Annotated in this window: 28 protein-coding genes; all 28 read left to right on the forward strand. The window is 61.0% G+C overall.

Annotated features, from left to right (window positions below; translation table 11 throughout):
• The first annotated feature begins 11 nt into the window (after positions 1-11).
• The 28 genes from C4S68_RS03125 to C4S68_RS03260 all read left to right on the forward strand — a co-directional run bounded on the left by C4S68_RS03125 (position 12) and on the right by C4S68_RS03260 (position 25,109).
• Positions 12-539, forward strand: coding sequence for a flagellar hook capping FlgD N-terminal domain-containing protein (locus tag C4S68_RS03125; RefSeq protein WP_103931533.1), 528 nt, complete (start codon positions 12-14; stop codon positions 537-539).
• Between the two features lie 11 nt (positions 540-550).
• On the forward strand, positions 551-1,813 hold the full coding sequence (locus C4S68_RS03130; protein ID WP_103931534.1) for a flagellar hook protein FlgE: 1,263 nt from the start codon (positions 551-553) through the stop codon (positions 1,811-1,813).
• A 375-nt stretch (positions 1,814-2,188) separates the two neighbouring features.
• Complete coding sequence (locus C4S68_RS03135) at positions 2,189-2,506, forward strand: FliM/FliN family flagellar motor switch protein (RefSeq protein WP_103931535.1); 318 nt, start codon at positions 2,189-2,191, stop codon at positions 2,504-2,506.
• Positions 2,503-2,916, forward strand: coding sequence for a flagellar biosynthetic protein FliO (locus C4S68_RS03140; protein ID WP_103931536.1), 414 nt, complete (start codon positions 2,503-2,505; stop codon positions 2,914-2,916). The genes C4S68_RS03135 and C4S68_RS03140 overlap by 4 nt, the downstream gene beginning before the upstream one ends.
• Entirely contained in the window at positions 2,916-3,788 is an 873-nt protein-coding gene (gene fliP / locus C4S68_RS03145) for a flagellar type III secretion system pore protein FliP (RefSeq protein WP_235011311.1), read from the forward strand. Before C4S68_RS03140 ends, fliP begins: the two co-directional genes overlap by 1 nt.
• The gene (locus C4S68_RS03150) at positions 3,788-4,057 is read left to right on the forward strand and encodes a flagellar biosynthetic protein FliQ (RefSeq protein WP_103931537.1); all 270 of its coding nucleotides are present in this window, start codon (positions 3,788-3,790) and stop codon (positions 4,055-4,057) included. Before fliP ends, C4S68_RS03150 begins: the two co-directional genes overlap by 1 nt.
• On the forward strand, positions 4,054-4,824 hold the full coding sequence (fliR, locus tag C4S68_RS03155; protein ID WP_235011312.1) for a flagellar biosynthetic protein FliR: 771 nt from the start codon (positions 4,054-4,056) through the stop codon (positions 4,822-4,824). Before C4S68_RS03150 ends, fliR begins: the two co-directional genes overlap by 4 nt.
• 9 nt (positions 4,825-4,833) lie before the next feature.
• Positions 4,834-5,988 carry an EscU/YscU/HrcU family type III secretion system export apparatus switch protein gene (locus tag C4S68_RS03160; RefSeq protein ID WP_103931538.1) on the forward strand — a complete coding sequence of 385 codons (1,155 nt, stop codon included), beginning with the start codon at positions 4,834-4,836 and terminating at the stop codon, positions 5,986-5,988.
• Complete coding sequence (gene flhA / locus C4S68_RS03165; protein WP_103931539.1) at positions 5,985-8,069, forward strand: flagellar biosynthesis protein FlhA; 2,085 nt, start codon at positions 5,985-5,987, stop codon at positions 8,067-8,069. Before C4S68_RS03160 ends, flhA begins: the two co-directional genes overlap by 4 nt.
• 42 nt (positions 8,070-8,111) lie before the next feature.
• The gene (locus tag C4S68_RS03170; RefSeq protein WP_235011313.1) at positions 8,112-9,041 is read left to right on the forward strand and encodes a sigma-70 family RNA polymerase sigma factor; all 930 of its coding nucleotides are present in this window, start codon (positions 8,112-8,114) and stop codon (positions 9,039-9,041) included.
• Positions 9,038-9,967 (forward strand): FliM/FliN family flagellar motor switch protein, encoded by a 930-nt coding sequence (locus C4S68_RS03175; protein WP_103931540.1) that lies wholly within the window; start codon positions 9,038-9,040, stop codon positions 9,965-9,967. The genes C4S68_RS03170 and C4S68_RS03175 overlap by 4 nt, the downstream gene beginning before the upstream one ends.
• 6 nt (positions 9,968-9,973) lie before the next feature.
• On the forward strand, positions 9,974-10,747 hold the full coding sequence (locus C4S68_RS23495) for a flagellar motor switch protein FliN (RefSeq protein ID WP_235011314.1): 774 nt from the start codon (positions 9,974-9,976) through the stop codon (positions 10,745-10,747).
• A gap of 37 nt (positions 10,748-10,784) precedes the next feature.
• Positions 10,785-11,651: a GspE/PulE family protein gene (locus C4S68_RS03185; RefSeq protein WP_160114974.1), complete on the forward strand. Its 867-nt coding sequence runs from the start codon at positions 10,785-10,787 to the stop codon at positions 11,649-11,651.
• A 151-nt stretch (positions 11,652-11,802) separates the two neighbouring features.
• Positions 11,803-12,546: a flagellar basal-body rod protein FlgF gene (gene flgF, locus C4S68_RS03190; protein ID WP_103931542.1), complete on the forward strand. Its 744-nt coding sequence runs from the start codon at positions 11,803-11,805 to the stop codon at positions 12,544-12,546.
• A gap of 36 nt (positions 12,547-12,582) precedes the next feature.
• Positions 12,583-13,374: a flagellar basal-body rod protein FlgG gene (flgG, locus tag C4S68_RS03195; RefSeq protein WP_103931543.1), complete on the forward strand. Its 792-nt coding sequence runs from the start codon at positions 12,583-12,585 to the stop codon at positions 13,372-13,374.
• A gap of 22 nt (positions 13,375-13,396) precedes the next feature.
• Complete coding sequence (locus tag C4S68_RS03200) at positions 13,397-14,014, forward strand: flagella basal body P-ring formation protein FlgA (RefSeq protein ID WP_160114975.1); 618 nt, start codon at positions 13,397-13,399, stop codon at positions 14,012-14,014.
• Entirely contained in the window at positions 14,014-14,724 is a 711-nt protein-coding gene (locus tag C4S68_RS03205) for a flagellar basal body L-ring protein FlgH (protein WP_235011315.1), read from the forward strand. The genes C4S68_RS03200 and C4S68_RS03205 overlap by 1 nt, the downstream gene beginning before the upstream one ends.
• A gap of 20 nt (positions 14,725-14,744) precedes the next feature.
• Positions 14,745-15,884, forward strand: a complete 1,140-nt coding sequence (locus C4S68_RS03210; RefSeq protein WP_103931545.1) for a flagellar basal body P-ring protein FlgI — start codon at positions 14,745-14,747, stop codon at positions 15,882-15,884.
• Entirely contained in the window at positions 15,884-16,300 is a 417-nt protein-coding gene (locus C4S68_RS03215; RefSeq protein ID WP_103931546.1) for a hypothetical protein, read from the forward strand. Before C4S68_RS03210 ends, C4S68_RS03215 begins: the two co-directional genes overlap by 1 nt.
• Positions 16,301-16,391: 91 nt before the next feature.
• Positions 16,392-16,673 carry a flagellar biosynthesis anti-sigma factor FlgM gene (gene flgM / locus C4S68_RS03220; protein ID WP_103931547.1) on the forward strand — a complete coding sequence of 94 codons (282 nt, stop codon included), beginning with the start codon at positions 16,392-16,394 and terminating at the stop codon, positions 16,671-16,673.
• A 48-nt stretch (positions 16,674-16,721) separates the two neighbouring features.
• Positions 16,722-17,204, forward strand: a complete 483-nt coding sequence (locus C4S68_RS03225; RefSeq protein WP_103931548.1) for a hypothetical protein — start codon at positions 16,722-16,724, stop codon at positions 17,202-17,204.
• Positions 17,205-17,207: 3 nt separating this feature from the next.
• Entirely contained in the window at positions 17,208-18,581 is a 1,374-nt protein-coding gene (gene flgK / locus C4S68_RS03230) for a flagellar hook-associated protein FlgK (RefSeq protein ID WP_103931549.1), read from the forward strand.
• A gap of 71 nt (positions 18,582-18,652) precedes the next feature.
• Entirely contained in the window at positions 18,653-19,858 is a 1,206-nt protein-coding gene (gene flgL, locus C4S68_RS03235; protein WP_103931550.1) for a flagellar hook-associated protein FlgL, read from the forward strand.
• A 251-nt stretch (positions 19,859-20,109) separates the two neighbouring features.
• Positions 20,110-21,255 carry a flagellin N-terminal helical domain-containing protein gene (locus tag C4S68_RS03240; protein ID WP_160114976.1) on the forward strand — a complete coding sequence of 382 codons (1,146 nt, stop codon included), beginning with the start codon at positions 20,110-20,112 and terminating at the stop codon, positions 21,253-21,255.
• Between the two features lie 109 nt (positions 21,256-21,364).
• Complete coding sequence (fliD, locus tag C4S68_RS03245; RefSeq protein ID WP_103931552.1) at positions 21,365-23,047, forward strand: flagellar filament capping protein FliD; 1,683 nt, start codon at positions 21,365-21,367, stop codon at positions 23,045-23,047.
• Positions 23,044-23,487, forward strand: a complete 444-nt coding sequence (fliS, locus tag C4S68_RS03250; RefSeq protein WP_103931553.1) for a flagellar export chaperone FliS — start codon at positions 23,044-23,046, stop codon at positions 23,485-23,487. The genes fliD and fliS overlap by 4 nt, the downstream gene beginning before the upstream one ends.
• Before the next feature lie 21 nt (positions 23,488-23,508).
• Entirely contained in the window at positions 23,509-24,330 is an 822-nt protein-coding gene (locus tag C4S68_RS03255) for a flagellar motor protein (protein ID WP_103931554.1), read from the forward strand.
• On the forward strand, positions 24,327-25,109 hold the full coding sequence (locus C4S68_RS03260) for an OmpA/MotB family protein (RefSeq protein ID WP_103931555.1): 783 nt from the start codon (positions 24,327-24,329) through the stop codon (positions 25,107-25,109). The genes C4S68_RS03255 and C4S68_RS03260 overlap by 4 nt, the downstream gene beginning before the upstream one ends.
• Positions 25,110-25,170 lie beyond the last annotated feature (61 nt).

Genomic DNA, 25,170 nt, shown 5'->3' on the forward strand with positions numbered 1-25,170 from the left:
CAGGAGGCACCATGGCTGTCAGCATGAATACCAACTCCCTCGCAGGTTCTCCGCTTCCGGCGGCGACAAGCACAAGTGGAACGTCCGGCAGCTCCACATCCACTTCAGCCAGCTCGGGAACAACAAGCATCGGCTCCACTTTCCTGAACCTGTTGGTGCAGGAGCTCCAGAATCAGGATCCGACCGCGCCGATGGACTCGACCGCGATGGTCGGCCAGATGATTTCGCTCAACCAGCTCGACCAGCTGACAAGCATCAACCAGGAGCTCAGCGGCTCCAGCACCTCGACGAGCTCGGCGACCGGCTCGTCGAAGCAAGGTGCGCAGGCTGCGGTGCAGTCCGCCGCCGGCGCCACGGGCACCTCCACTTCAGCCGCAGGCGCGACCGCGGCTTCCCAATCTCTTCCTTTTGATCCGACCACGATGATGCCCGTCGGATTCTCGAACTCCAATGCGGTGACGAACGCGCTCAACACGCCTCTCGTCTCGCCCACAGTCACCGCGGCCCAGACGGCTGCCTCCACGTACGGCCTCTACTAAGGAGATCTCCCATGGCATCGTTCTCAATTCCTCTGTCGGGCCTCACGGCGGCCCAGAGCCAGCTCACCGCAGTCTCCAATAACCTCGCGAACCTGAATACCGACGGCTATAAGGACCAGACGGTCAGCTTTTCGGACATCTTTGCCCAGGCCAGCGAGTCCAACGGCGCAGGCGATCCGATCCAGACCGGCTCGGGCGTCAACGTCGCAGCCAACGATTACAACTTCACCGAAGGCAGCATCAGCTCCACGGGTGTCTCTTCCAACATGGCGCTCTCCGGTGATGGCTTCTTCGTGACCAAGGATGCTACCGGCCAGCTCGACTACACTCGCGCCGGTGACTTCACCACGAACAACGCCGGCTACCTGACGTCGCCCAGCGGCGGTCTCGTCCTCGGATATCCGGCCGTCAATGGCGTGGTCAATACGACTGCCGCTCTCCAGCCTTTGAAGGTGACCGACGTGACCAGCCCAGCGGTCGCAACCAGCGACTTCACCGTCAGTGCGAATCTGCAGGCAGGCACGGCGTCGGGCACCAGCGTGACGCCCAGCTCACTGACTGTCTATGATTCGCTCGGCCAAACACATGAGCTGTCGATCAGCTACACCTCCGCCGGGAACAACACGTGGAACTATAGCGTGACCGTTCCGTCTTCGGACCTGAGCAGCGGCGGCACAGGCACCACCCAGGTTGCCAGTGGCACGCTGAGCTTCAACTCCAGCGGCCAGCTCACGCTGCCCAGCGGTGGCAATTCCATCGCGATCAGCATTCCCAGCGGTGGCACCTCCGGACTTGCTGACGGTGCCTCCGCGATGAACCTCAGCTGGAACCTCGAGGACGCATCGGGTAATCCCACGCTGACGCAGACCGCTGCGGCGAGCGGCACCAGCGCGACGACACAGAACGGCTACTCCAGCGGTTCACTTTCTTCCTACCAGGTGGAAGCGGATGGCACGATCCAGGGAACCTTCTCGAGTGGCACCACGCTCGCTCTCGGTCAGGTTGCAGTGGCGTCGTTCGCCAATGAGCAGGGTTTGAGCAACGTTGGCAGCAACGCCTTCCAGCCCACCGCCGCTTCGGGTCTTGCAGTGATCGGCGTTGCCGAGAACGGTGGTCGCGGAAGCATCGTTGGCGGCTCGGTAGAAGGATCCAACGTCGACATCTCCACCGAGTTCGCCAAGCTCATCGTGGCGCAGCAGGCGTACAGCGCGAATGCAAAGTCAGTGACGACCTTCAACCAGGTCTCGCAGGCCACGATCGCGATGCTGCAATAGTTGTAGACCCCGTATCCAGGCGGGGAACGAATGAACAGAGTAGCTCCGCCGAGGTCTTCTCATGAAGGCCTCGGCGTGAGCCACTCCAACCTTAGAACGACTCTCATCTTCGGCTCATTGAGCGGGCCGGGCGCTTCTCATCGAGCGCGCGGCCACAATCCGAACCTTCGCATTTGCGCGCAAACGCCTTGATTCAAGCGGGTTGCTGGCTATTTGCGAGGGTCTGTCCGCGTTTCGAACAATTTGGCATCGCGATTGCAGTTAGTGATGTCGCAGATAGAAACCAGAGAGACACACCTAAACTCCTGGCGGCTTCTGCGGTGAAGGTCTACCCAATGGACTTCGCCATCTTGGCAACGGAAGGCACACGACAGCATGACCGCCACTGCCCCAACGGAAGCCCCGAATCCCGAGCCGCAAGCCCGGCTGACCGGGCCGCAGCTGGTTGAGAAGAGCGCTGAGCGCTCGAGCTTCGACCTCATCCCCTGGTTGCCCTGCACCCTCGCACTGGATATCCCCGTGGTGCACTTCACGGTCCGTAATCTCCTGGAGCTCGCCAAGGGCTCCATCGTCGAAACCCACTATCACCAGAGCAGCGATCTTCCTCTTCGTGCAAACACCCAGCTCGTTGGCTGGACGGAGTTTGAGGTTGTCGGTGATCGCCTTGCTGTTCGCCTTACGGATCTGTCATGAACGAAACTCAGCCTAAGCTTCAGAACAAGCCTCGGAAGAAGACGTCGCGCCGCCGCCCTGTGGCCCGGCCTCTCGAGATGCCGCAACCCGCGCTGTCCTTCGTTCCCAGGGCCGTTGCGCCCAACGCGGGCGGCATCCTCAGCTCAATCCTCGGCTGGCTCCGTGCCCGTCGTGCCCAATCACTGCAGACCAGCAAGCTCCGGGTCTCCGAGACGATTCAGCTTGGCGACAAGCGCTTCGTTTCGGTAGTCCATGTGGATGGACGCCGCTTCCTGATTGGTGGCAGCTCCACCAGCGTGGCGTTGCTCACGCAGCTCGACAGCGCGGAAGCACCGTTTGGAGAAGCACTTCGCAAGGCGGCAGCACCCCGCAAGCGCAGCACTTCCACGCGCACGAGGAAGGCAGCGTAGTGAAACTCGCGATTCCAATGCGGAGCGTCGTCACGGGCCTTGTTTTCGTGTCGGCACTTGCGATTGTTCCGGAAGCTCAAGCGGCTCCGCCGCAGTCTTCGGATATGGTCACCCTGCCGCAGTCGCAGGAGACCTCGCTGCCGGTAGTTCGGCCGCTGCCCCCTTTTACGCCTCTGGCGCCACGTCGTGCACCGCAGGCTGGTGCTCCGGCAGATCCGAACCAGATCACCATCAGTGGGCTTGGTGCGAACTCTCCGCAGTGGACGATCGTCGTCCTGCTGACATTTCTCACCCTGATCCCGTCGATCCTCATCTGCATGACGCCGTTTGCGCGTCTGCTGGTGGTCTTCCACTTCCTACGTCAGGCTCTCGGACTTCAGACCACACCGTCCAACCAGACGCTGGTTGGCCTGTCGCTCATCATGACCTTCTTCCTCATGCAGCCGGTAGGGAAGACCATCTACGAAGACTCGATTGTCCCCATGCAGAGCGGCCAGATCACAGCGATGGTCGCGCTGGATCGCGGCATCGTGCCGCTGCGCCAGTTCATGACGCATTTCGTTCGCGAGAAGGACGTTGCGCTCTTCCTCGATATCGCCAAGGAGCCGCGCCCGGCCACCCTTAATGATGTTTCGCTCCGGGTCCTGCTACCCGCTTACGTGCTCTCTGAGCTGAAGAGCGGCTTCCAGATCGGTGCGGTGCTCTTTCTTCCGTTCCTCGTGGTGGACATGATCGTCGCTTCCATCACGACTTCGGTCGGCATGATGCAGCTTCCCCCGGTTGTGATCTCGACGCCCCTGAAGCTGCTGCTCTTTCTCATGGTCGATGGCTGGCACCTGCTCATCGGGTCGCTGATGAGGAGCTTCTACTAATGGGAGTCGATCCTGTAGTCGCCCTGGGCCGGTCGATGCTCATGCAGGTGGTCCTGCTGACTGCGCCGCTGCTCCTGGCAGCGGTTGCCATCAGCTTCATCATCAACATCATCCAGGTACTCACCTCGTTGCAGGACCAGACGCTCTCCACGGTACCGCGACTGCTCGCCATTGGCGGCGCCCTGTTCTTCATGATGCCGTGGATGCTGCGCCACCTTGCACACTACACCGTCACCATGCTGTCCGACTTTCATGGGGTGCTGCAGTGATCCACCTGACGCTCTCCGACATCTTCATCGTCTTCCTCACCATTACCACCCGCCTGACGGGGCTGATGATGTTCGCTCCCTTCTTTGGCAGCGCCGCCGTTCCTATCCGGATCAAGACCGGAATGACGATCCTCTTGACCTTCCTGCTCTATCCGCTTGTTTCGACGCACCTTAAGGCAGTTGACCTGAGCCAGTGGCCGCTGTTGGTCTTCTCCGAGTTGATGGTCGGCGTGGGTGTCGGCATCGTCTCGAACCTGGTGTTCGATGCGGTCCAGATGGCCGGCCAGATCCTCAGTGTGCAGATCGGATATTCGCTGGTCAACATCCTCGATCCGCAGACGCAGGTTGAGTCGACGGTCGTTGCGACCTTCCACCAGACCATCGCCATGCTGGTCTTCCTTCGGCTCGGCATTCCGCTCTACCTGCTTCGCGTGATGGCCCGCAGCTTCGACTACCTTCCGCCCCAGACCAACCACATCAGCGGCGCGTTTGTGCAGACGCTGGTGCACATGGTGGCTTCGGTATTCCTCCTCGGAGTGCAGCTGGCTGCGCCCGTTCTCGCCGCGACGCTGCTGCTGGACATTGCGATGGGACTGATGGGCAAAGCCGCTGCACAGCTTCCCCTGATGCTCCTTGGCCCGGCCGTAAAGAGCGTCATCGGTCTCTCGATCCTCGGAGTCTCGCTCAAGTTCTGGCCCGATCTCTTCTCGCGCCTCTTTCTCAGTTCCATGGCGAGTGCCGAAAACCTGCTTCACCTGGCGAACTAGACCGAGACCATGGCCGATCCGCAAAAAACAGAACAAGCAACAGAACACCGCCGCAATAAAGCCCGCGAAGAGGGTTCGGTTGCGCGTTCGCGTGAGCTGCCGAACGTCCTGGCCATGGGCGCGGTGGCGGCGACCCTGTCCTTCATGATGCCGTCCGCAGTCCCTCACTGGACGCACCTCTACCGTGAGCTTCTGGATGTTGCGATCAATGAGGACCTGCGCCCGACGAGCCCGATCTTCTTCTGGAGCGCGCTCGAGGTAATGCGCTGGATCGCACCGCTCCTACTCGTCGCGCTGGCGGTATCGGTGGGTGCGGGTTATGCGCAGGGAGGATTTGTCTTCGCTCCCAATGCTCTCCAGCCCAAGTTTGAGCGCTTCGATCCCTCCAAGAAACTGGGCCAGATGTTCTCCCCGCTGGGCCTCAGCAACGTCGCCAAGTCGCTCCTCCCGTTCGGGGCGATTGCGTGGATGACGGCCTCGGCCTTCGAGAAGGCGTGGCCCCAGCTGATCACGGCTACGGACATGAGCCTGCGCGGCTTCGGGGCATTTGTCGGATCCATCATCATGGGCCTGGTGTGGAAGGCCGGTATGGTCCTGCTGGCCTGGTCCGGTGTGGACTATCTGCTCACCTGGCGCAAGATCGAGGGCGACATGAAGATGAGCAAGCAGGAGGTCAAGGAGGAGTCGAAGGACGTCGACGGCAACCCCCTGATCAAGCGCCGGCTTCGCCAGGTGGCGCGCATGATGCGCCGCAAGTGGTCGATGAAGGCTGCCGCTACCGCGACCGTGGTCATCACCAACCCGACGCACTACGCCGTTGCGCTGAAGTACACCCCTGACATGGACGCGCCCATCATCGTCGCCAAGGGCCTCGACCTGGTGGCGCAGAAGATCAAGGAAGTCGCGCGCGACGCCGGCGTGATGCTCATTGAGAATCGTCCGCTCGCGCAGGCTCTCTACAAGACCGTCGCGGTTGGCGACACGATTCCCGCAAAGCTTTACCAGGGAGTCGCCGAGATCCTCGTACTCGTTTACAAGGCGCAGGCTGACGTTCAGCGCGCCGAGGCCGCCCGCCGTTCGCGCGACGCTTCGGGTCGTGCCAAGCCCTCGCAGCCCGCACAAAATCAGCCTACTTCCCAGCAAAGACAAGGAAACTCCCGATGATTGCACGCCTCAATGCACTGATGAGCAAGAGTGGTGACTGGATCGCCCCGATCGCCGCCGTGATGATCGTCTTCGTGATGCTGGTGCCGATGCCCAGCTTCCTGCTGGACCTGTTTCTCACGGTGAGCATCACGGCGTCGGTGCTGGTGCTGCTCACCGCGATCAACGTGCTGCGGCCAACGCAGTTCTCGGTGTTTCCCAGCCTCATCCTGATGCTGACGCTGCTGCGTCTTGCGTTGGATCTTGCTGCGACGCGCCGTATCCTGCTGCATGGCAACGAAGGCACCAGCGCGGCGGGCAAGGTCGTCGAGAGCTTTGGCCAGTTCGTCGTCGGCGGCAACTTCGTTGTTGGCTTCGTGATCTTCATCGCCCTGGTCGCGATTCAGTTCCTGGTCATCAGTCACGGCGCGGTCCGGACCGCGGAGGTCACCGCCCGCTTCACCCTGGACGCGATGCCCGGCAAGCAGATGGCGATCGACGCCGACCTGAACGCAGGCCTCATCAACGAGGCCCAGGCAAAGGCTCGCCGCGAGCGCGTCGCCCAGGAGGCCGAATTCTGCGGTTCCATGGACGGAGCCGCTCGATTCAGCCAGCGCGACTCGATGGCTACCATCCTCATCCTTGCGATCAACATCATCGCTGGCATCTGCATCGGCGTGTTCCAGCAGGGTGTGCCGATTGAAGAGGCCCTTAAGACCTACACGATCCTCACCGTCGGTGACGGCCTGGTCTCGATCCTGCCGTCGCTGCTGGTCTCGGTGGCCGGCGGCATCGTGGTCACTCGCGCGGCGAGCAAACAATCGCTCGGCGTCAACGTCGGCAAACAGCTCTTCAACAACCCCAAGCTGCTCTGGATCGCCGGTGGCGTCCTGATCGCGCTGGGCCTGGTCCCGGGGCTTCCAAAGATCTCCTTCTTCGCTCTGGCAGCCGCTCTCATCTATGGCGCCCGCAAGATCAAGGAGACCGAAGAGGTCGACGAGGATGCAGCTCTTGCGACGCCGAAGCCTGGTTCACCGGCCGCTGCCGGCAAAGCCGGTGGGCCCGCCGTTGATCCCATCGACGCCATCCTCAAGCTCGACGAGCTCATGCTCGAGGTCGGTACCGGGCTGGTTCCCATGGTTGACGCGGCCAAGGGCGGCCAGTTGCTGAACCGGGTCAAGTCCATGCGCAAGAACCTGGCGCAGCAACTTGGGTTCCTGGTGCCGTCGATTCACATCACCGACAACCTTTCGCTGAAGGAGCGCGAGTACGTCGTGTACCTGCGCGGCGTAGAGATCGCGCGCTGGGAGCTCCGCAAGGACTCGCTGCTGGCCATCAGCTCGAATCCCAATGCGGCGCCCCTGCCGGGCCAGCCTACGCGCGAGCCAGCCTTCAACGTAGCGGCTGTCTGGATCTCACCGCAGACGCAAGGGCAGGCCATTGCAGCCGGTTACACGGTGGTAGATCCCACCTCAGTGCTATCTGCCCACCTCGCTGAGGTGATCAAGCAGAATGCGCATGAGTTGTTGTCGCGCCATGAGACGAAGCGTCTCATCGATCGCTTAACTGACTCTCATCCAAAGCTCTCAGAAGAGCTGATTCCTAAGTTGATGAGCCTCGGTGAGGTGCAAAAGGTGCTCCAGCAGCTGCTTCGTGAGCAGGTTTCTGTGCGAGATCTGGGCACGATCCTCGAAACATTGGTCGAGGCAGCAGCCTTCAACAAGAATCCCATCGCGCTTGTAGAGGCAGTCCGGCATTCGCTGGGACGTGCGCTTGTTCATCCTTTGCTGGGCAAAGATGGTGAATTGAAAGTAGTTACGCTCGATGCGGCCATTGAGGAGGAGTGCAATCGTGGTTCGAATCAAACCAGCGCTGCACTTGCTGTCCCACAACACGTCGCTTTGGCACGCAGAGTGCTAGATGGATTGACAAAGAGTTTTGGACAGGATGTGAGCACTGCCCCACCCGTGCTGCTTTGCTCATCCCCTGGCCGGTTTTACCTACGTCGGCTTCTCGAGCCATTTATCCCGCGAGTGGTTGTGCTTTCTCCGGGTGAGATTCCTCCGATGACGCAGGTGCAGTCCGTAGCCAACCTGCGATAAGCAGGACGGCAACAAGGGACCCAGAGAAATACGAGAACGCCGATGAGTCGCGAAATGAAGGAGTGCCACAACATGACCGCAGCCGAGATTGCATACCGCTCCACCGCAACCGTAGATGAGTTTGATGAGCGCAATGAGCTCGTCATGAAGGAACTACCACAGGTGTATTACATCGCGGCTCGCATCCGTGAGCGTCTTCCACAGCACGTGGAGATGGAGGACCTGGTCAACGCCGGTGTGTTGGGTCTCATCGAAGCGACCCGTAACTTCGACTCGGCCAAGAATGCTGGCTTCAGCACCTTTGCCAAGTTCCGCATCCGGGGAGCGATCCTGGACAGCCTGCGCAAGCTCGACTGGGGCTCGCGTACGCTGCGCCGCAAGGGCCGCGCCATCTCGGCGTCGATCGCCTCCCTGGCATCGAAGCTCAGCCGGCAGCCGACACACGAAGAGATTGCCGCCGACCTCAACATGGAGCTCTCCGAGCTGCAGAACACCATGACCGAGCTCGATGGGCTGTATCTGGTGGGTCAGCAGTCGGACAGCGATGGTGATTCGTCGGTCTCGTACGATCTCATCGAGTCCGCCCCCAGCCGCGGAGGCGACAATCCCTTCGAGCTCTGCCTCGAAGGCGAGATGAAGGAGCAGCTGGCGAAGGCGATCGGACAGCTTTCAGAGCGCGAGCAGCTGATTCTTTCGCTCTACTACGAGGGCGAAGCCACGATGAAGGAGATCGCCGAGATCGTCGGCGTGGTCGTCTCCCGCGTTTCGCAGATCCACTCTGGTGCTCTGATGAAGCTCCGGGCTGCGATGCAGCACCTGAACGAAAAGCCGGAGGCAAAGAAGGAAGTTGAACGTCCGGCTGCAGTTCGTGCGACTGAGAAGTCGATGCCACGCGCCATCAAGACCCGTCCCGCGATGCCTGCAAGCTGGGCCCGTGCTACTGCCGCCGCTTCCGCCCGGAGGCTCGCGTGAGTGCAGCTCCCTCCACGTCGACTGGAACAGTGCGCCGCCCGACGATCCATCCTTGCAACTTCCGTTATGCCGGCCGTCTGTCGAACGACAACGCCCGCGCCCTGACGACATTGCATGAGAAGTTCGCCCTGCAGACAGCGAACTCGCTCGAAGTCTACCTTGGCACCTCCATGCAGATCCGCTTCGTTTCTCTGGAGCAGACGATCAGCGGCGACTATGCATCCCGCGTACCGGTAGAGAACTACATCCTGCCCTGCGCTCTGGGGGTGCTTGAGAGCAGCTTCCTGATCGACATGGATGCGTCTGTCGTGTTTCCGATCATCGATGTTCTCCTCGGCGGCGTTGGCTCCGGTTCGGAGCAGGTGCGCGAGCTCACCGAGATCGACGAAGACATCATGGTGCCGATCGGCGAACTGATGGTGAAGGAGCTTGAGCGCTCGTGGAAGGCCCTTGGCCTGTCGCTCCGCCCGGGCCGCTGCATCAAGCCTGTTGGCGTCTCCCAGGTGCTGCCTATCGCAGAGAAGGTCGTCACGCTGCTCTTTGAGATGACGGTCGCTGGAGCTACTGGAAACCTCAAGATTGTGCTGCCGACATCGTTCGTCGGCTACCTGCTGCGCCACCTGAAGGCCGCGCAGTCCAAGAAGATCTCGGCCTTGCGCCACCTTCCCAACCCGACGCTGCGCGAGCGCCTGCTGGATGGCAGCTTCATGGTCGCCACCGACCAGACTCAGATTCGCGTCCTCGTGCGTGATCTCGTTGGTCTTCGCCCCGGCTCCATCCTCCACATGCAGGCCCCCGTGAAGAACACCGGCCGGCTGACGGTTGAGGACATCGACATCTTCGAGGCCACCGTCGTCCGTAGTGGACGCCGCAAGGCCGCGCAACTCATGGCGCGCTCTCTTGAGCCCATGCCTGACCGGGAGTAACGAGACATGGAACCTACCTTTTCCAAGCTTGCCGATGCACCGTTCCTTACGTCCCTGCTGCAGCAGCTCGCAACCCGGCTGGAGTTCCTCGGCGGAAACCCCTGGACCGTCGAAGAGACCGGAGCTCCGGTCGATGACGCCGATGATCTGACCAGCTTCGAGCTGCGCTTCGAAGGCGCAGTGCAGGGTTCCGTCGTCCTGCGGGCGGACGCTCATGCGATCACTGCGACGCGGTCCGCTGCCGCCCTTGAAGAAGACGGTGAGCTTTCCGAGCTGGTGGAGCACTGGATCGAGCCCGCGCTGGCAGCACTCCGCGAGGCAAACCCTGCCACCGAGTGGCAGGCGACCGTTGAGCTGGCCGTCAGCAGCGAGCCCGTGCAGAGCTTTGGCATTGCGATGCATGCCAATGACGGAACCACGATCAGACTTACCATCGGCATCGATGCGGCTGCAGTTCAGAGCATCGATGCGATCTCGGTCCATCCCCCGCTGGTGGCGTTTCCTGAGCGCGGCGATGCGAAGGCCATGAACCTCGATCTCGTGCTCGATGTCGAACTCAACGTGGTCCTCCGCTTCGGCCAGCGTCAGCTGACCCTGCGTGAGGTCCTCGACCTCACCTCGGGTTCAGTGATTGAGCTTGACCGGCAGGTCGAAGAGCCAGTCGAGCTTCTTCTCGAAGGGAAGGTCATCGCCCGAGGCGAAGCTGTCGTGATCGACGGCAACTATGGTCTCCGTGTCACCGAAGTACCTCAGCCCATCTCGCAACACATGCTGGCCTAATCCGCGAACCCCTCGCGTGTCGAAATTGGAGTTTCAGATGAATCTTGTGGAATCGCTCTCGAAGTCGTCGTGGATCGCGGGTTTCAAAACCGTGCCGTGCAATCGCGACAAGTGCCGCCGCTGGCTGACGCAGCGTGCGCTCGATACTCGTCACGTTGGAATCACCCTCGAGGGCAAGTGGTACTGCAGCTATCGCTGCGTGGCTTCGGCGGTGGAGGAACTGATTATCCGGCTCCTGGGCTCTTCGAGCCGCCGAAACGGAAACTCGCCGCGAATGCCCTTAGGCCTGATGCTCGTGAGTCGCGGCTATATCACCGAGATGGACCTCAAGCGGGCCAATGAGGAGTTGCGCCGCAAGGGCGGGGAACTCGGCGAGATCCTGGTGCAGATGGGCGTCATCTCCGAGCGCCAGATTCTTTCCACGCGCGCTTCGCAGTGGGGCTGCCCGCTGTTTACGCCGACGGCTGAGTCTCAGCACGTCTCGGTGAAGCTGCCGCCGACGTTGCTCCGTCGCTCAGGCATGGTGCCGCTGCATTACTCGGCGACCGGAAAGAAGCTGCTCATGGGCTTCGTCGACTCAATCGAGTACGGTGCTCTCTATGCCATGGAGCAGGTCCTCGGCTGCAAGACGCATCCCTGCTTCATCACCCGTGCGGAGCTTGATGCTCTTATGGCTCTGCACGAGGAACGTGCGGCGACCCAGGAGATCTGCTTCGACGACCTTGTCGGCACGACCGAGATGACGCGCGTGCTTTGCAACCAGGGCATCGCCATCAGCGCGGACCAGCTTTCGATCACACGCTCGCGCGGTTATGTGTGGGGTCGATTCACGGCAGCCAATCGGTCGCTCGACGTTCTCATCCGCGTCGGTGAGTCGGCTCCGGCTCTGCTGGCTATCGCGTAAGCCGCGACGCTGCTCTCATGCTGCTCTAACCGCTATCTCCGTGAGTGAGAGCGAATCACGAAAACACTGGATATTCAGCACTGGTGCAACCTGCAACGCCTCTCAACTAAATTGGCACGGCGATTGCATGTAGCTCCAGCGAGGAACAAAGATGAACAGCGGACTCTATGCAGCGGCTACAGCACTGGTCTCCCGTACGGATGCACTGGATGCGGTCGCGAACAACCTGGCGAATCAAAGCACGCCTGGCTTCCGCGCACGGCACAGCACCTTTCGCGCGACGCTCGCCCAGCATGGCAATCCGAATCTCTCCATGTTGAATGAGGATGCCAACGACTATGGTGTGCTCGGCGGCACGCGCCTCGATACGACGCAGGGTTCGTTGACGAAGACCGGCAACCCGCTGGACATCGCGATCGAAGGGCAGGGTTACTTCCAGGTGCAGACCGCACAGGGCACTGTTTACACACGAGCAGGCAACTTTTCAGTTTCGGCGCAGGGGCAGTTGGTGACGGCGAACGGGGACCCCGTCCTGGGTGAGGGCGGGGCTCCAATTTCGATCGTCGGTCAGCCGGTTTCGATCAGCTCGGACGGCACGATCTCAGTGAACGGAGCGACGGCCGGCAAGCTTGGGGTTGTCGACTTTCCTGCCAACGTGGACCTCGAGAGCATGGGGAACAACTATCTCAAGGCGCCCGCGAATACTACGCCTGCAGCAACGACCGCAACGCTCCGCCAGGGCATGATCGAAGGCTCGAACGTCAACCCCATCTCGGGTGTCGTTGAGCTCATCGATGCACAGCGCTCGGTCGAAGAGATGCGCCGCATGCTTTCTCTCTTCAGCAACGAAATGGACAAGACGGCCTCGCAGGACCTTCCGCACGTAGGTCAGTAACTCGGCGAATCAAAGCAGAACTTCCAAGGAGATCCAATGTTTCGCGCACTCTACACAGCGGCAAGCGGCATGACGGCCCAGCAGCTCAATCTCGATAACATCGCTAACAATCTGTCGAACGCTTCGACCGCTGGATTCCAGTCGCGTACTGTGCAGTTCTCTGACCTGCTCTACCAGAACGAGGTGATGCCGGGCGCCGCGTCCACGCAGCAGACAACCAACGCCACCGGTCTGCAGATCGGTCTCGGAACCCGGCCTGGTGCGACGGAGATTACGCAGACGCAGGGCGCCCTGACGCAGACCGGCAACCAGTTGGATCTCGCCATCCAGGGCTCTGGGTTCTTTCAGATCCTGCTTCCTAACGGACAGACGGGTTACACGCGGTCGGGTTCATTCCAACAGGATTCGACAGGCAACCTCGTCACGGCGCAGGGGTATCAGCTGCAGCCGACGATCACGATTCCCGCGGGAGCAACCAGCGTGACCATCGGCAGCGATGGAACGGTGAGCGTGACGCAGTCGGGCCAGAATGCGGCTTCGCAGGTGGGAACGATCCAGACAGCGCTCTTCGTCAACCCCGGTGGACTGAACTCCGTGGGTAACAACATCTATCTTCCGACCACGGCCTCGGGTGATCCCGTAGTTGGAACGCCCGGCGGCACGGAGGGCCTCGGCGCGCTGCAGCAGGGCATGCTCGAGCAGTCTAACGTCAGCACCGTCGATGAGTTCGTACAGATGATCCTCGCGCAGCGCGGCTATGAGTCGAACTCGCGTGTGATCAAGGCTGGCGACGAGATGCTGCAGCAGTTGAACCAGCTGGCGCAGTAAGACTAGGGAGAAGAAGATGACCATGAAGACCACAATGCTTGCGATGCTTGGAGGGCTGACCGTATCAGCCTCTGCGGGGGCGCAGATGCATCGCACGCATGTCTTCAATCTCTCGGCCGGGCAGGTTACGCACGTCATCGAGGTCCGCCTTGCAGAGCAGGGTGTGGCAATCAACGGCGCGAGGATCGAGATGCTCAGCCGCGTGGTCTCCTCCTCTGAGCAGCCTGCGCTTCATGTGACTTCGATCCTCTCTCTTGATCACACCCGGCCCTCGCGCAAGGATCTTGCCGCGGGCATGGTGCCTCGGTTTGCAGTCCGGGTGGCTTGTGACTCCTCCCGTGATTGCCTTCCGTTTTATGCAGTGGTTTCCATGCCGGCTGGTCTGAAGGTGACAGCGACGCCGGTGCCGAAACCGCAGGTCATCGCTAAGACTCAGCACGTTGAGGCGGCGCTTCCGGTCGTGAAGGCCGGCAGCAACGCCACCATGATCATGAACAGCGGCGACGCTCACATCCAGATGACTGTGAAGTGCCTCGAGGACGGTGTCGAAGGGCAGACGATCCGCGTGAGCAACCCGCTGAACCACAACACACTCGAGGCCCAGGTTGTCCGTAGCGGCCTGGTGAAGGGATCGTTCTAATGCGCAGCGCCCTCAAAACGATATTGATGCTGGGCTGCGTGGGACTTGTTTCCATCAACGCCCACGCCTTTGGCAAGGAGAAGAAGCCCAAGCCTACAGCCGAGGACTTGCGTGCACAGTACGTTGCGCGTTTCTCGGGGAAGAACGTTGCCGTCGCCGATGAGCACACGCTGGGCAGTCTGTGGAGCTCGACTGGCCCGATGACGGACGTCTCGACCGACTACAAAGCAACCAGGTTGAATGACACCATCACCATTGTGGTTTCGGTGCAGACGACGGCTGCGCAGTCCGGTTCGGTCAACACCTCGCGCGCGTTTGCGCACAACTCCGCCATCACGGGAATCATGGGGCAGACGCCCTCTGTACTCAACCCGCTGCTGGCCGCCAACTCGACAACGACGCTCAAGGGCTCCGGTCAGACGGCCTCGAGCACTGCGTTCCAGACGAGTCTCACCGGCCAGGTCATCGCGGTCCTTCCCAATGGCAACCTCATCGTCGAGGCTCACCGCGAGATCTTCATGAACAACCAGCATGAGGATGTGATGGTTCGCGGCCTGCTTCGCCCTGGCGATATTGGCCCTCAGAACGCCGTTCCTTCCTCTGCCCTCTCGAACCTCGAGATCGAGATGAAGGGCAAGGGCATCATCTCCGATGGCACGAAGCCACTCAACCCGATCACGAAGGCAATCTTATGGCTTTTCGGCTTCTAACCCGGATCGTCCCTGAGACGATGATTCGTTCGGCGCGCCGACGTTCGAGCTATATATTGGCCATCGCCACCGCGATGTTGCTCGCGATGCTCGCCGCTCGAGTTGCCAACGGACAGCAAGAGCATCGGCTCACGGTGCGTGACATCACCAGCATCGAAGGCGTTCGTGAGAACCAACTCGTCGGTTACGGCATCGTGACCGGTCTTCGCGGTACGGGCGATTCGCAGCAGACCTTCTTCACCGTGCAGACACTGGCCAACACCCTGCAGCGCATGGGCGTGCAGATCACGCCTGCGGTCGTCACCGTAAAGAATGTTGCGGCTGTCTTCGTAACTGCCTCGCTTCCGCCGTTCTCTCGGCCTGGTATGGATCTCGATGTCACCGTCTCCTCAGTCGGAGATGCTAAGAGCCTCAGTGGCGGCGTGCTTCTGCTCACCGCCCTCCGCGCAGCCGATGGCAAGGTGTATGCCGTGGCGCAGGGATCGCTGGTCCTGGGTGGCTATACGGAAGGGAACTCGAAGAACAGTAAGACGGTCAACCACCCGACCACCGGCCGCATCTCGAACGGCGCAACGGTGGAGCGTGATGCGTCGATCGACCTCACCAAGTTGCCCAAGCTCTCGTTCCTGCTGCTGAACCCGGACTTTACGACGGCCCGCAATGTCGAGACCTCGATCAATAAGGAGTTCGGCAAGCCTGTGGCGCGCGCAATCGACAGCCGCCGTGTTGAGGTGAACGTCGCCGACACCGGGGATGGGTCGGTTCCGGATCTGATCTCGCGCGTGCAATCGATGAAGATCGATGTGGAAGAACCTGCCCACGTCGTTGTGAACGAACGTACCGGAACCATCGTGATGGGCGGAGATGTGCGGCTGCAGCCGGTCTCCGTCATCCATGGTTCGCTGACGATTGACGTCGAGACGACGCCCATCATCTCGCAGCCGGCGCCCTTCTCGAACGGCACGACCACCGCAACAACCCAAACCAAGCTCAACGTGACCGATACTCCTGCCCAGTCGATTCAGCTCAAGGCCGGCGCCAGCGTCGAGGAACTGATCAAAGGACTCCACGCAATCGGTGCGACCTCGCACGACATCATCGCGATCCTGCAGGCCATCAAGGCGGCCGGAGGTCTCGACGCCAACCTGGAGGTCATCTAATGCAAGTCTCAGGGGCCAGCCTCGCCTCAGCCGCAGCTTCCACGCCGCTGAGTAGTTCCGCGGACAACCTCGTCCGGCAAGCCAACCAGCTTGCCTCGGGGGAGGGAAAAGACAGCAAGGAAAAGATCCACAAGGCGGGCCAGGATTTCGAATCCCTGCTGCTGGGGCAGTGGCTCCAGCAGGCCGAGGACAGCTTCGGCAAGATGCCCGGAAGCGATGACGATGAAGATGGCGATGCGGGTAGCTCGTCGATGCAAGGCATTGCAATGCAATCACTTGGGCAGGCCATGGCAGCCCAGGGAGGCATCGGAATCTCACGCATGATCACGAGTTCGCTGGAGCGGCAGGCCGATTCCCACCCGGCCGTGTCGCAAAAAGAATCAGAGGGAGTCGCACCAACCCCCGCAGGTAACTGAAACCAGCTAGTTACCAAGAAGTGCCGGGAGATTACTGAACGGCTCCTAATCTGTGCCGATAGAACGTACCGTCAGATTAGGAGGACAAAAAATGAAGGTTGACCTCACGAACGGAGTCTCTAACCAGAACCCCGTTGAACTCAACAGCCGACCAGCCACCACGTCCAGCTCCGCCGCGGCGCCGGCTGAAACCCAGGATCGTACGACGCTGAGCACCTCGAGCTCTGCAGTTTCCACTCTGGTGAGCCAGGCAATGGCTTCGCCCGAGGTACGGCAGGACAAGGTAAGCGCTTTGAAGCAGCAGATCGCTTCGGGTAACTACAACATCAACCCCTCGAAGATTGCCTCCGGCATCCTCAGCGAGGGCATGTAAACCTCCACCGACGCAGCGACGGGCCGGTGGAGGAGGAGACTCTGATCCATGACAGGCCCAGGTACGGAGACGCCACGCGCCTTCGATTCCGCCCCGCAGGGCGTTGAACCGTCTGCTGCTCACTTCCTCGCCTGTGTGCAGGCGTTGACCACCGAGATACGCATCGCTCTCGATGCGATCGCTGCCAATGACCTGCTTACTCTCACGGACAGCATCTGCCGCCAGGAAGACCTCTGCTTCCAACTGGATCGGATGCCGCGTCCCGATGATGCTCTCGCGATGAGCGGAAGCACGGCCCGGGCCTGGGCCAAACTCTGGGACGATGTCGAGTCCCAGATTGAAACAGCGGTCGAAGACCTCCGCCAGGTCAGCGCAGGATACGCTCTTGTTTTACAGACTTCCAGCCGATCTATCAGCCTGCTGACGTCGCTCTGCCGTGGTTTCGCGGGAGACGTAGCGCATGCATCCCCCGATCGTTCACCCAACCACGCTGGCAGCCTAACCCGGCGCACGTGGTCCTGCGAGGCCTAATTCATGTCGCTCACAAGCTCTCTGAACGTAGCCACCGGTTCGCTGATGGCGGCCGATGGCGCTCTTCAGATCGTTAACAACAATATTGCTAACGCCAACACGCCCGGCTACACGCGCCAGACCGCGCAGATGGAAGAGGGCCCGACTTCAGTCGTCGACGGCCAGACACTGGGCGGCGGGGTCAACTTTGACGGCTACCAGAGCGTGAGAGACGAGCTGCTGCAGTCCCAGGTGGAGCAGCAGACGCAGGCACAATCCAGCGCGGACGCGCAATCGACCAGCCTGACGCAGATCGAGCAAGTCTTCACCACCTCGACCAGCGACATCGGCACGGAGATGTCAGGGTTGTTCTCCAGCATTTCGAGCCTGTCTACAGCTCCGACGAACTCCTCGGACCGGCAGGCGGTGCTGTCAGCTGCGCAAAACCTGGCGACATCGTTCAACACCGCTTCGCAACAGTTGACCTCGATCCAGGGCGGCCTCAACACGCAGGTCACGCAGGACGTAAGCCAGATCAACCAGCTGACCCAGCAGATCGCTGCATTGAATCCGCAGATCGAGGCCGAGAACAACCATGGACAGGATGCGGGCACGCTGCAGGACCAGCAGGATCAGCTTGTGCTGCAGCTGTCCAAGCTCGCCAATGTCAGCTCTACCAAGTCCTCGAATGGAACCACATTGACGATCGGGAATGCCGTCGTCGTGTCGGGTGCGAAGAGCTACGCTCTGAGCGCCTCGACCGGGACCGGCGGTAACGCTGTCATCAAGGACTCCAATGGCACGGATGTGACTTCGACGATCACCGGGGGCGACCTCGGCGGCACATTGACGATGCAGCAGGCGACCATCCCCGCAGTTCTCGGTCAGCTTGACTCTTTGGCGAACGAGGTGGGACAGGCCTTCAACGCAGCGCAGGCCGAGGGCACCGATCAAAACGGCAATACCGGGACGGCGATGTTCAGTCTGCCATCGACGGTTTCGGGTTCAGCCGCGGGCATCAGTCTCGCGCTCACCAGCACTACCCAAATTGCGGCCAGCTCTACCGGAGCAAGCGGAAGCAACGGCAACCTCGCCAACTTCACGGCCATCCAGACGAACGCGCTCGCTTCGGGATCGACGCCTGGCAATACCTATGCCAACCTGGTTTACCAGGTTGGGCAGCTGTCGGCGAATGCGACAACAGCATCAAGCGCGGCGCAGTCCAGTCTGCTTTCGCTCAACACCCAGCTCAGCTCGGTAAGCGGTGTCTCCATCGACCAGGAGACGACCTCCCTCATGCAGTACCAACAGCAGTATGAAGCTGCAGCAAGGGTGGTATCGACGATACAGTCCTTGTTTCAGGTCACGATCTCGATGGGAACTGCCTCGGCGGCGTAAGCGTAGACCCGGCGACGCGTGGGGGCCCTGGCTGGGGCTTATCGCCGACACGAAGGAAGAAGGAGAAGACGATGCGAGTGACGAGCATGATTCCGCAGGTGCAGTACGACATCCAGCAGAGCGCAAGCTCGTTGGCGACAGCTGAGCAGCAGGTCTCGACCGGCCTGCGCGTGCAACAGCTGTCGGATGATCCCTCTGCCTCTGCGAACATGGTCCGCTCCCTCATGGAGTCGGCCAACGTCGATCAGTACACGAAGAACGTGTCCTCCCTGCAGAGCAGCATGCAGACCGCGAGCTCGGCGCTGAGCCAGGTCGTCACGGCGATGAACAGTGCCATCAGCTCTGGCACAGCCGGTGCGAGCGATTCGTTGGCCGCCAGTAACCGCGACTCGATCGCCTCGCAGGTGGAGGGTCTGTTGCAGACGGTGGTTTCGTCGGCCAACACCTCGTATCAGGGCTCATACCTCTTCGGTGGTTCGGCAAGCTCCACTCCGCCATTCGTCCCGGCTTCGCTGTCGTATAGCTCCGCGAACGGTACCGCTTCCACTCCGTTAACGACGAGCACAGCTCTCACCGCGGGTTCTGAGACGACCATCAGCGATGCATCGACAGGTGAGAGTTTCACCTACACCGCGAAGAGCGGCGACACGATCGCGACGTTGCAACAGGCCGTCGCGGGTGCAGTGTCCGCAGGCACGCTATCAGCAGGTACGACGGCGACCATCAATGCAAATGGCCAGCTTTCAATTGGCCAGGGAAGCTCCGGATCCGGAGTCGCGGTGTCCACCAACGACTCCGCGCTTGGTTCGATGAGCGCAGACTCCGGTACCCAGGTCGCGGACTCCTACGCCTATGTGGGGAACTCCGATGTGAACCACGTCAGCGTTGGAAGTTCGCTTTCAGTCGCCTCGAATGTCCCGGGGAGCACACTGTTCGGCAATGGAAGCAACACGATTGCCTCACTCACAAATCTGATCAAGGCGTTGAAGGGTGGCGACACGACCGCCATCTCCACCGCGACCCAGGCTGTATCTTCGGCGCTGACCAGCTTCGATACACTTCGCGTCCCGCTGGATGAAGGCGTGAGCGAGCTAAGTTCGCAGGAGACCTATCTGAGCAGCGAGACCATCACGCTTACGACCCAGCAGACTGCGCTCACCGGAATCAGCACAGCCGAAGCGGCAACGAATCTGGCACAGGCAGAGCTGGATAATAACGCGGTTCTGGCCGCGGCAGCCAAGGCTCTACCGCAGACTCTCCTGCAGTATCTGCAGTAGGACACGGCTCACATCGGTAAATCATGGGGCGGCGGATGACTGCGAGTTTTGCAGCTTCCGCCGCTCCCACTTTTGGGGTATGACCCTCCAAAACAAATCATTGGCATATGAAGACTTGCTGTAAACACTGTCGCGCAGCAGCCGATATGTTCCCTGTCCAAGACGGCCTTCTCCCTCAGACTGGGGCGCAATCAGCGACCTCCACATATAAGAGTGAGGCGCCGGCTGGAACTACAAGGAGACGATTCCCAATGGCACTCACAGTCCTGAACAACATCGCGTCGTTGACCGCGGAGAACGCGCTCTCGAACACGCAGATGAACCTCCAGAAGACGCTCACCCAGCTGTCGACTGGTCTCAAGATCAACTCTGGTTCGGACGATCCGGCCGGCCTCTCCATCGCCAATGGCCTCCAGGCCAACATTGCTGCCCTCACCCAGTCGCAGCAGAACGCGTCCAACGGAATTGGCATGCTGCAGACCGCCGACGGCGCTCTGTCGCAGGTCACCACGCTGCTGAACCGCGCTACCACCCTGGCGACGGAAGCTTCTACCAGCAACGTAACCAGCACCCAGGCCACCGCTCTGAACACGGAGTTCGCGTCGATCCTGTCCGAAGTCAACCAGATCGGCAACTCGACGAACTTCAACGGTCAGAACGTGTTCAGCTCGAACACCCCCACCAGCTTCACCTCGACCCAGGCCTCGCTGGCGACGTCAACGCAGCTGACCAGCGGCTCGGTTACGACCATCACTGACTCCGCCACTGGCGGTACGTTCGTGTTCAAGGCCGGCGCAAGCAGCACCGTGCAGGACCTTCAGAATGCGGTGACCGCTGCTGTCTCGGCTGGCACCCTGTCGGCTGGCACCACGGCTACCCTGACGGGCGCTGGCGCACTGAAGATCGGCCCGAACACCGGCACGACCGGTATTTCGGTCTCGTCCAACGACTCGGTTCTCGGCCCGATGGAAGCGGCTGCAGGCACGAGCAACACCAACACCGTGTACATCGGCGACGGCACCACGACTGGCGCTGCGAACACCACCATCACCACGACCATCAACTCGCTCTCGGCCACCTCGCTCGGCCTCAACAGCGACAACCTCAGCAGCACGGCAGCTGCGCAGACCGCGCTGGCTGACGTGACGGCTGCCATCAACACGGTTGCAGCTCAGCGTGGCACCATCGGCGCTTCGGTCAACCGCCTCACGGCCGCTTCCTCGGTTATGAGCAGCCAGGTGCAGAACCTGACCTCCGCCGAGAACTCGGTTCAGAACGCAGACGTAGGCAAGACCGTTGCGAACATGACCCAGTACAACATTCTGCAGTCCACCGGTATGGCTGCTCTGCAGCAGTCCAACCAGGCACAGCAGGCTGTCCTGAAGCTGGTCCAGTAAACCTAACCGGGGCCCTCGGGAGGTGATGCCGTCCAACGCATCATCTCCCGGCCTCGCTTAAGTCCGCTATTCCCGGCGTGCGCACGCTGCGAACAGAAAAGGTTCACGCATGAGCTCCTCCTCGGTCACCGCCGCGACGACCACAAACAACTCAACCTACGACTACAGCTCACTGCTGCAGGCGGCGACTGGCGCATCGTCCGCGGGTATCGATGTAACGGCTGCTGTGGCCGCCGCGGTTGCTGCGGCGCGCGGGCCGGAGACAGCCTGGAAGAGCGAGCAGACCACACTCACGAATCAAACCAGCGAACTCACTGCGATGCAGACGGCGACCACCGCCATTCAGACGGACATGGAATCGCTGAATACATTGACAGGGCCCCTGGCCACACGCGATGTGACCTCTTCAAACTCAAACGTCGTAACCGCAACGGCGGCCTCCGGCACCGTAGCTGGAACGCACACCGTCGTCGTGAACAACGTCGCAACGACTGGCGCCTGGTACTCGGATCTTTCGGCCAGTTCCTCGAGCACTCTGCCTTCGACGTCCTTCACAATCACGATGGCGAGCGGATCTTCCGCCACCATCAGCACCGCCACCAGCGGGGACAACACACTTGCAGGTCTGGCGGCCGCGATCAACACCGCCACGGACAGCAGCGGAAAATCGCTTGGCGTCACTGCCAGCGTGATCAGTGACTCGACGGGATCGCGTCTGGCGATCGTCAGCAATAGCTCGGGTTCGGCGGACGACTTCAGTATCAGCTCGACCAACTTCAGCGGAACCAGCTGGACGACACCTGATCTCCCCACGGGTGAGACACTCGGCGCCAACACGCTGACGGTAACCGTGGGCGGTACAGCCACTAACTTTACGACCACCGCTGGCGAGACCTACGCACAGCTCGCAACGGCGATCAACAACGCCGGCATCGGCGTGACCGCTACCGCCGGTAGTGACTCGAATGGCTCCAACCTTACCCTGGCAAGCAGCGATGGAACGACGACGTTCAGCGTGAATCAGCCGACCTTTGGATTCACCCAGGCCGAAGCCGGGGCGAACGCGAGCGTGGTGGTTGATGGCGTTCCGATCACCAGTGCATCGAATACCGTGACGGGCGCGATCAGCGGTGTAACGCTCGATCTGATTGGAGCCTCTACCGGAGGTACCACGACCCTCACGGTGGCATCGGATTCGACTGCAGTCGCCACCGCGGTCAACCAGTTTGTCACCGACTACAACACGGCCGTTGGCCTGGTGAACAAGCAGTTCGAGTTTTCCTCGACCACGGGCACCGAAGGCGACCTTGCGTCGGACCCGACCGTCATTGGTTTGCAGAGTGCGCTCCAGTCGGCGCTCAACTACACGTACACCCCTTCCAGCGGGACGACGACGGTTTCAAGCTTGTCGGATCTGGGGATCACCCAGGGGACGGATGGCACACTCAGCGTGGATTCCACCACGCTGGATGCGGCCCTCGTGAACACTCCGGGCGACGTCCAGAGCTTCTTCCAGGGGGCTTCGCTGAATGGCTTTGCGGCGAATATGAATAACTCCCTGAGTCTCTATCTCAATCCGGGTGACGGCGCCTTCACCCTGGAGCTCTCGAGCATCACGACACAGCAAAGTGATTTGACCTCCGAGATCAGCAACTTCGAGACGAATTACATCACCCCGCTGCAGACGCAGCTGACAACCGACCTCGGCACGGCGGAAGCCGCACTCGAGGAACTGCCAACACAAATGGCCCAGATCAACGCAATGCTCGGCCTCACAGGAAAGAGCTCATGAACTTTTCGAATCCTGCCAATTCCTATCGTCAGTCTGCGATCGCCGGCGCCACGCCAATCGGCCTCGTCATCGCGTTATATGACAAGCTTGCGTCTGATCTCCGGCTCGCTGTCGAAGCGATGCGCCAGGAAGACATCGAGGCGCGCTGCATCGCTCTCAACCATGCAACGCTGGTCCTCGGCCAGCTGCAGGATTGGGTCAACCTCGAGAGCGGGGATCCACTGGCCATGAGCCTGGCGAACTTCTACCAGATCATTCGCGCCCGCATGCTCGAAGCATCACTCAAGAAGTCAGCTTCGCTCCTGGAGGCGCAGATCGAACTCGTACTGCAGGTTCGCGGCGCATGGCAGCAGCGCGATGCAGCTTCGGTGGAGGCCGCGCATGGATATCTCATCGCTTCGGAGAGCACTCAACCGCAGTCGCAGTCTCACCACGCATAAGCACTAGCGATGGAGCGACGCATGGACAAATCGGAGCGCGTGCCGCAGGAGAAGTCTTCCGTGCGTCAGGGAAGCGCTGTCGTCGGCCTCATCGTCGGAGTCTTCGGCGTCGGCGCTGGACTTGTTCTCGACGGGGGCAATCTCCGCCAGATCCTGCAGCCGACTGCGGCACTGATCGTCTTCGGCGGGACGCTGGGCGCCGTGCTGGTACAGTTTCCGTTCAGCGTTGTCGGCCGCGCGCTGACGATGCTCCGCCAGGTCTTCCTCGGCGGAGAGGACAAGGCAGCACAACTCATCGACGAGCTTGGACGCTACGCCATGCAGGCTCGTAAGCATGGCCTGCTTTCACTCGATTCGGCTCTGACAGCGATACCGGACACCTTCCTTCGCTACTGCCTTACGCAGGCGATCGACGGAGCGCGCTCTGAGGATCTGCGTCACTCGATCGAAGGTCTCATGCAGGCAGAGATGGATCGCGATTACGCGTTGCCCATGGTGTTCGAGTCCGCCGGAGGATTTGCTCCGACGATTGGCATTCTGGGCGCGGTGATCGGATTGATCCAGGTCATGCAGCATCTCTCCAACATCGAAGAGGTAGGGAAGGGCATCGCCGCCGCGTTCGTCGCGACACTCTACGGCGTGGGTTCAGCCAACCTCTTCTTTCTACCGTGCGCAGGAAGGATGAGAGCACTCGTCGATCGCCGTCAGGCGATGCGTGAGCTCGCGCTTGAGGGCGTGATCGCGATCCTGGAGAAGAACACGCCTCGAGCCGTAGAAAAGCGCCTTGCCTGCTTCCTCCCCGAGCCGCCGGCTGAGTCCATTTCACAGACGGTGTTGCAGTGAGAGAGCGCGTCCAGCGCCGCCAACGCCACCACACCAGTCCCAGTCATGACCGGTGGCTCATCTCGTATGCCGACTTTGTAACGCTTCTGTTCGCTCTGTTCATCGTGCTCTTTGCCTCTGCGTATAAGGATCAGCAAGCGGTCGCCAAAGTTTCGGCCGCCGTAAAGGCTGGCTTCAAGCAGATGCAGATGAACCCGCTGGCCACAGATGGACATCAGCCAACGGTCCCGCCTCCGGGCCCGTCTCCGGCTACGCTTCCGCGTCCGGGTGACCCTCAGATCGATCGCAGTGCGGGAATTGACATTCCTGAGCTGCAGAAGAAGCTTGGGGAAGCACTCGGGCAGGAGATCGCCCAGAAAGAAGTCGTGCTCCGCATGACTCCCGAAGGCTTCGTGATCAGCCTGCATGAGCTGGGCTTCTTCGCGAGCGGGCAGGCCGAGCTGTTGCCCGGGGCGCAGGAGAAGATCCGACGCCTTGCGGGCGTCCTGACGCAGTATGGCCTGAACATGCGCATTGAGGGGCATACCGACAATGTGCCCATGCACTCGGCGCGCTTCGACTCGAACTGGGAGTTGTCGACAGCTCGAGCGACCGCTGTCGCTCGAATGCTTCTCGATAGTGGCGATTTCGATCCCGAACGCCTGGCGATCGCTGGTTATGGCGAGTATCACCCGGCGGCGTCGAACGACACCCTGGAAGGCCGTCAGCAGAATCGCAGGGTCGACATCGTACTGGTGACCGTTCCAGTGAATGCGCCGTCGCCGCTGAGCCGCCACTAGCGTAATCCGCGCGAGCGAGGGAATCGAGGTCGATCCCTCATTGTTCGCGTAAACTTCCCGA

It is taken from the genome of Bryocella elongata (assembly GCF_900108185.1).
Classification (GTDB): Bacteria; Acidobacteriota; Terriglobia; order Terriglobales; family Acidobacteriaceae; genus Granulicella; species Granulicella elongata.

What these genes read in the sequence shown, in the direction of transcription:
- C4S68_RS03125 (WP_103931533.1), top strand. Translation starts at nt 12, where the DNA reads ATGGCTGTCAGCATGAATACCAACTCCCTCGCAGGTTCTCCGCTTCCG.
- C4S68_RS03130 (WP_103931534.1), top strand. Translation starts at nt 551, where the DNA reads ATGGCATCGTTCTCAATTCCTCTGTCGGGCCTCACGGCGGCCCAGAGC.
- C4S68_RS03135 (WP_103931535.1), top strand. Translation starts at nt 2,189, where the DNA reads ATGACCGCCACTGCCCCAACGGAAGCCCCGAATCCCGAGCCGCAAGCC.
- C4S68_RS03140 (WP_103931536.1), top strand. Translation starts at nt 2,503, where the DNA reads ATGAACGAAACTCAGCCTAAGCTTCAGAACAAGCCTCGGAAGAAGACG.
- C4S68_RS03150 (WP_103931537.1), top strand. Translation starts at nt 3,788, where the DNA reads ATGGGAGTCGATCCTGTAGTCGCCCTGGGCCGGTCGATGCTCATGCAG.
- C4S68_RS03160 (WP_103931538.1), top strand. Translation starts at nt 4,834, where the DNA reads ATGGCCGATCCGCAAAAAACAGAACAAGCAACAGAACACCGCCGCAAT.
- flhA (WP_103931539.1), top strand. Translation starts at nt 5,985, where the DNA reads ATGATTGCACGCCTCAATGCACTGATGAGCAAGAGTGGTGACTGGATC.
- C4S68_RS03170 (WP_235011313.1), top strand. Translation starts at nt 8,112, where the DNA reads ATGAGTCGCGAAATGAAGGAGTGCCACAACATGACCGCAGCCGAGATT.
- C4S68_RS23495 (WP_235011314.1), top strand. Translation starts at nt 9,974, where the DNA reads ATGGAACCTACCTTTTCCAAGCTTGCCGATGCACCGTTCCTTACGTCC.
- C4S68_RS03185 (WP_160114974.1), top strand. Translation starts at nt 10,785, where the DNA reads ATGAATCTTGTGGAATCGCTCTCGAAGTCGTCGTGGATCGCGGGTTTC.
- flgF (WP_103931542.1), top strand. Translation starts at nt 11,803, where the DNA reads ATGAACAGCGGACTCTATGCAGCGGCTACAGCACTGGTCTCCCGTACG.
- flgG (WP_103931543.1), top strand. Translation starts at nt 12,583, where the DNA reads ATGTTTCGCGCACTCTACACAGCGGCAAGCGGCATGACGGCCCAGCAG.
- C4S68_RS03200 (WP_160114975.1), top strand. Translation starts at nt 13,397, where the DNA reads ATGAAGACCACAATGCTTGCGATGCTTGGAGGGCTGACCGTATCAGCC.
- C4S68_RS03205 (WP_235011315.1), top strand. Translation starts at nt 14,014, where the DNA reads ATGCGCAGCGCCCTCAAAACGATATTGATGCTGGGCTGCGTGGGACTT.
- C4S68_RS03210 (WP_103931545.1), top strand. Translation starts at nt 14,745, where the DNA reads ATGATTCGTTCGGCGCGCCGACGTTCGAGCTATATATTGGCCATCGCC.
- C4S68_RS03215 (WP_103931546.1), top strand. Translation starts at nt 15,884, where the DNA reads ATGCAAGTCTCAGGGGCCAGCCTCGCCTCAGCCGCAGCTTCCACGCCG.
- flgM (WP_103931547.1), top strand. Translation starts at nt 16,392, where the DNA reads ATGAAGGTTGACCTCACGAACGGAGTCTCTAACCAGAACCCCGTTGAA.
- C4S68_RS03225 (WP_103931548.1), top strand. Translation starts at nt 16,722, where the DNA reads ATGACAGGCCCAGGTACGGAGACGCCACGCGCCTTCGATTCCGCCCCG.
- flgK (WP_103931549.1), top strand. Translation starts at nt 17,208, where the DNA reads ATGTCGCTCACAAGCTCTCTGAACGTAGCCACCGGTTCGCTGATGGCG.
- flgL (WP_103931550.1), top strand. Translation starts at nt 18,653, where the DNA reads ATGCGAGTGACGAGCATGATTCCGCAGGTGCAGTACGACATCCAGCAG.
- C4S68_RS03240 (WP_160114976.1), top strand. Translation starts at nt 20,110, where the DNA reads ATGGCACTCACAGTCCTGAACAACATCGCGTCGTTGACCGCGGAGAAC.
- fliD (WP_103931552.1), top strand. Translation starts at nt 21,365, where the DNA reads ATGAGCTCCTCCTCGGTCACCGCCGCGACGACCACAAACAACTCAACC.
- fliS (WP_103931553.1), top strand. Translation starts at nt 23,044, where the DNA reads ATGAACTTTTCGAATCCTGCCAATTCCTATCGTCAGTCTGCGATCGCC.
- C4S68_RS03255 (WP_103931554.1), top strand. Translation starts at nt 23,509, where the DNA reads ATGGACAAATCGGAGCGCGTGCCGCAGGAGAAGTCTTCCGTGCGTCAG.